The sequence below is a fragment of the Streptomyces pathocidini genome (assembly GCF_001418495.1).
Lineage (GTDB): Bacteria > Actinomycetota > Actinomycetes > Streptomycetales > Streptomycetaceae > Streptomyces > Streptomyces pathocidini.
This window is the reverse complement of record NZ_LIQY01000460.1, coordinates 1-4,530: the sequence shown is the minus strand read 5'-3', so window position 1 is coordinate 4,530 and position 4,530 is coordinate 1. Positions and strand designations below refer to the sequence as shown.

Below are 4,530 nucleotides of genomic sequence, written 5' to 3'. Positions count from 1 at the left end.
CCCCTCGGCCGCCGCCGCGGCCCGGCGCCCCGCCCCCGGCCAGGACGGGAAACCGGCCGCCGGGAAGCCGGGCGCGGGGAAGCCGACCGATGGGAAACCGGCCACGGGGAAGCCGGCTGCCGGAAAGGCTGCCGCCGGGAAGGTCCGCTTCGACGTCAGCCGGCAGGGCACCCGCTGGCTCAACGGCCGGAAGCTGCACCACACCACCGTGATGCAGTCCTTCGGCTTCGACGAGCGCCGCCGCCACATCTACGCCCTCCAAGTCGTCGCCGGCGGCGTCCAGCTCCCCGGCGAGTCCCGCGCGTACACCCACGGCGAACGCGCCAAGGCCGGCGACCTGTGCCTGAACAAGCTCACCTCCGACGGCACCGTCATCGGCCACATGTACCTCAAGGGCTTCGGCCACGGCACCGCGATGGGCGTCGACCCGGACGGCCCCTCCGGCGCCGTGCTGTGGACCGAGTGCGACGCCAACCCCAAGTCCGGCTACGGGCGGGCGATCGGTCGTTTCCCGTACGTCGAGGGCCTGGTGCTGCGCGGCGGCGACCCGCGCCTCACCGTCTACCGCCCGCTGCCCGGCTCCACCAGCAACACCGCCGCGATCGACCTGCAGCACCGCCGCATCATGGTGCGCTACGGCAAGCCCGGCAGCCTCGGCCGGTTCGCCCTCTACGACCTGGACGCCTTCGCGCGCGGGCGCTTCGAGCCGCTCACCGACTTCGAGCAGCCGGGCATGGACCTCGGCCTGCCCTTCCAGGGCATGACGCTCCACGGCGCCTACGCGTACCAGATGATCGGCTCCTCCTACGACCCCGACAGCTCCACCCCGGAGCGCGGCAACGCCCGCCTGTACTGCATCGACCTGCACACCGGCAAGGTCGTCCAGGAGCAGAAGTCGCAGACCGGGAACGCCCTCCAGCCCCGCGAGCCGGAGGGCCTGGCCGTGTTGCGCACCTCCGGGCCCAAGCTGTGCATGGGCTTCGCCTCGGGCCCGGTGGGCGGCCGCACCTTCGCCATCTACTACGTGCCGCCGAAGCGCTGAACCCCGCAGGTCCGAGCTCGTCGGTCTCCTCCCCGGCTCCACGGTTCCGGGGAGGAGACCCTGCTGTTGATCTTCACACCCGGGCCCGGCGATGCGAGGCTGGGCCCATGGCTGACCTCATCGAACGACTGCGTGACGGCCTCCCCGAGGAGGCCGTGCTGACCGACCCCGACGTGACCGCCGCCTACGCCAACGACATGGCGAGTTTCTGCGCAGCGGGCACCCCCGCCGTCGTCGTCATGCCGCGCACGGTCGAGCAGGTCCAGCACGTGATGCGCACCGCCACCGACCTCCGCGTACCCGTCGTGCCGCAGGGCGCCCGCACGGGCCTGTCCGGCGCGGCCAACGCCTCCGACGGCTGCATCGTGCTCTCGCTGGTCAGGATGGACCGGATCCTGGAGATCAACCCGGTCGACCGGATCGCCGTCGTCGAACCGGGCGTCGTCAACGCCGCGCTCTCCCGCGCCGTCATGGCCAAGGGCCTCTACTACCCGCCGGACCCCAGCAGTTGGGAGCAGTGCACCATCGGCGGCAACATCGGCACGGCCTCGGGCGGCCTGTGCTGCGTGAAGTACGGGGTCACCGCCGAGTACGTACTCGGCCTCGACGTCGTCCTCGCCGACGGGCGGCTGCTCGCCACCGGGCGCCGCACCGCCAAGGGCGTCGCGGGCTACGACCTGACGCGCCTGTTCGTGGGCTCCGAGGGCAGCCTCGGCATCGTCGTGAAAGCGGTGCTCGCGCTCAAGCCGTCACCGCCGCAACAGCTCGTGCTGGCCGCCGAGTTCGCCTCCACCGAGGCCGCCTGCGACGCCATCTGCCGGATCATGGAGCGCGGCCACACCCCGTCACTGCTGGAGCTGATGGACCGCACCTGCGTCCGGGCCGTCAACGACATGGCGCAGATGGGCCTGCCGGAGTCCACCGAGGCGCTGTTGATGGCCGCCTTTGACACCCCGGACCCGTCCGCCGACCTCGCCGCGGTCGCCGAGCTGTGCACCGCCGCGGGTGCCACCGAGGTCGTGCCGGCCGAGGACGCGGCCGAGTCCGAGCTGCTCCTCCAGGCGCGGCGGTTGACGCTGACCGCACTGGAGGCGGTCAAGGGCGTCACGATGATCGACGACGTGTGCGTGCCGCGCTCCCGGCTCGCCGAGATGATCGACGGTACCGCTGCCATCGCCGAGCGGTACGACCTGACGATCGGTGTCGTCGCGCACGCCGGTGACGGCAACACCCACCCCACCGTGTGCTTCGACTCCTCCGACCCGGACGAGTCGCGGCGGGCCCGCGAGTCCTTCGACGCCATCATGGCGCTCGGCCTGGAGCTGGGCGGCACGATCACGGGCGAACACGGTGTGGGTGTACTGAAGAAGGAGTGGCTGGCGCGGGAGCTCGGCCCCGTCGGTCTCGAGCTGCAGCGGGACATCAAGCGGACCTTCGACCCGCTCGGCCTGCTGAACCCGGGGAAGCTGTTCTGAGCTCCCGCGCCGGCCTGCTGACCGGTGCGTGCTGGGGATGACGTGTCCGGTAGGCGCGTGTCGAGGACAGCCCGACCGGTAAGTGTTGGGGATGCCGCATCCGGTAACGGACCGCGGCGTAACCGTCGTTGCCGCGGCGGCCGCGGACAACAACCCACGACCTTACGCCCCTTCCGGAGTCTCGTCCGAGGGCCACGGGTCGCGCGCCCACAGGTCATCGGAGCCGGCGGGGGCCAGCAGCTCGCTCAGTTCGTCGTCGATCGAGAGAAACCGGCCCTCGGAACCGGGGGCCACCGCCCTCAGCGTGCGCTCCAGCCAGGCGGAGACCGGCGCGGCCGGCGCCTCCAGCAGCGCGTCCCCGTCCGGCGAGGACAGCGCCATGCAGACCACGCTGCGGCCGTCCACCTTCGTCGGCCAGATCCGCACGTCCCCCTGCCCGCACGGCCGGAACACCCCCTCGACCAGCAGCTCGCGCGAGAAGGTCCAGTTCACCGGGCACTCCGAGCCGATGTGGAAGGTAACGTGCACGGCGTACGGGTCGTCGCTCCGGTAGGACAGCCGCGCCGGCACGGGGATCCCGCGCTCCGGCGACAGAACCAGCGTGAGCTCCAGCTCGCGTTCCACCACGGTGTTCATAAGGTTGGTCCTTTCCCTGTGCCGTGGCCCCCCTGCGTGGGCCTGCACAGGGAGAGAGCGGCTTCCTCCCGGGTCCTTACGCGACTTCGCCGAAGAACTTCAGAAATTTTTTCGGTGCCCCCGCCCGGGGGGTGCCGTACATGGACGAGGATGGACAAAGCCGAAGGGCGGGAGCCGGGCACGGGACGACCGGGCCGGTACGGGAGACAGGGGCCCTGAGATGAGCGAGACCGCGGAACAGGCCGTCGAGCAGCGGCTGGAGCGGCACAGAACCGAACTGACCGGCTACTGCTACCGGATGCTGGGCTCGGCCTTCGAGGCCGAGGACGCCGTCCAGGAGACGATGGTGCGCGCCTGGAAGGCCTTCGACCGCTTCGAGGGCCGCTCGGCCCTGCGGTCCTGGCTCTACCGCATCGCCACCAACGTCTGCCTCGACATGCTGACCGGCAAGGAGCGGCGGGCCCGCCCCATGGACCTCTCCTCTCCCTCGACCGCCACCTCCCCGCTGGGCCCCGAACTACCCGAGGTCACCTGGCTGGAACCCGTCCCCGACAGCCGCGTCCTGCCGGCCGCCGGCTCCTCGGCGGCGAGCGACCCGGCCGAGACGGCCGTGGCACGCGAGTCGGTGCGCCTGGCGTTCGTCGCCGCCCTCCAGCACCTGCCGCCGCGTCAGCGGGCGGTGCTGATCCTGCGCGAGGTGCTCAGCTGGCGGGCGAGCGAGGTCGCCGAACTGCTGGACACCACCGTCGCCTCCGTCAACAGCGCCCTCCAGCGCGCCCGTGCGACCCTGGCCTCCGGCGAGATCGCCCCCACCGAGCCCGCCCGCTCCTTGGACGAGGAGCAGCGCGCCCTCCTCGACCGCTACGTCGACGCCTTCGAGCGCTACGACCTCGACTCGCTCACCGCCCTGCTGCACGAGGACGCGACGCTGTCCATGCCGCCGTACGAGCTGTGGCTGCGGGGTCCGGCCGAGATCCGCGCCTGGTTCCTGGGCACGGGCATCGGCTGCCGCGGCTCCCGTCTGGTCCCGACCCTCGCCAACGGCTCCCCGGCCTTCGGACAGTACCGCCCGGCGGCCGGAGCCGACGTGGACCCGTCGGGCCCGCACCGTGGAGCGGCCTGCGGCGGTCCCGGTGGCGGTCCCGGTGGCGCCGCCGCCGACGGTTTCGTGCCCTGGGCCCTCCAGGTCCTGGAGATCTCGGACGGCCGGATCACCGCCCTCAACTCATTCCTCGACACCACGCGGCTCTTCCCCCTCTTCGGCCTCCCCTCCCACCTCGAGCCGTAGCCCGGGGCACTCCCGCACCACCCCGTCCAGTCCGGACGAGACGAGCAGCACCCGCAACTCCCGTGTGATCCCGCGCAGTTGGACGCGGC

Annotated in this window: 4 protein-coding genes; 3 read left to right on the top strand and 1 reads right to left on the bottom strand. The window is 72.1% G+C overall.

Going from position 1 to position 4,530, the window contains the following annotated elements; all coding sequences use genetic code 11:
• Together AOK16_RS20315 and AOK16_RS20310 are read left to right on the top strand one after the other, a co-directional pair.
• On the top strand, positions 1-1,042 hold a 1,042-nt coding region (locus tag AOK16_RS20315; RefSeq protein WP_055473628.1), incomplete at its 5' end, for a phage baseplate protein.
• 107 nt (positions 1,043-1,149) lie between these two features.
• Positions 1,150-2,517, top strand: coding sequence for an FAD-binding oxidoreductase (locus AOK16_RS20310; protein WP_055473627.1), 1,368 nt, complete (start codon positions 1,150-1,152; stop codon positions 2,515-2,517).
• A 162-nt stretch (positions 2,518-2,679) separates the two neighbouring features.
• Here AOK16_RS20310 and AOK16_RS20305 read toward each other — a convergent pair whose 3' ends face one another.
• Positions 2,680-3,153 (bottom strand): SsgA family sporulation/cell division regulator, encoded by a 474-nt coding sequence (locus AOK16_RS20305; RefSeq protein WP_055473626.1) that lies wholly within the window; start codon positions 3,151-3,153, stop codon positions 2,680-2,682.
• A gap of 220 nt (positions 3,154-3,373) precedes the next feature.
• On the opposite strand from AOK16_RS20305, the gene AOK16_RS20300 reads away from it, so the two are divergent.
• Positions 3,374-4,441 carry a sigma-70 family RNA polymerase sigma factor gene (locus tag AOK16_RS20300; protein ID WP_055473625.1) on the top strand — a complete coding sequence of 356 codons (1,068 nt, stop codon included), beginning with the start codon at positions 3,374-3,376 and terminating at the stop codon, positions 4,439-4,441.
• The last annotated feature ends 89 nt before the right edge of the window (positions 4,442-4,530 follow it).

Excerpts from the sequence above, each read along its gene's own strand:
- AOK16_RS20310 (WP_055473627.1), top strand. The coding sequence starts at position 1,150 with ATGGCTGACCTCATCGAACGACTGCGTGACGGCCTCCCCGAGGAGGCC.
- AOK16_RS20305 (WP_055473626.1), bottom strand. The coding sequence starts at position 3,153 with ATGAACACCGTGGTGGAACGCGAGCTGGAGCTCACGCTGGTTCTGTCG.
- AOK16_RS20300 (WP_055473625.1), top strand. The coding sequence starts at position 3,374 with ATGAGCGAGACCGCGGAACAGGCCGTCGAGCAGCGGCTGGAGCGGCAC.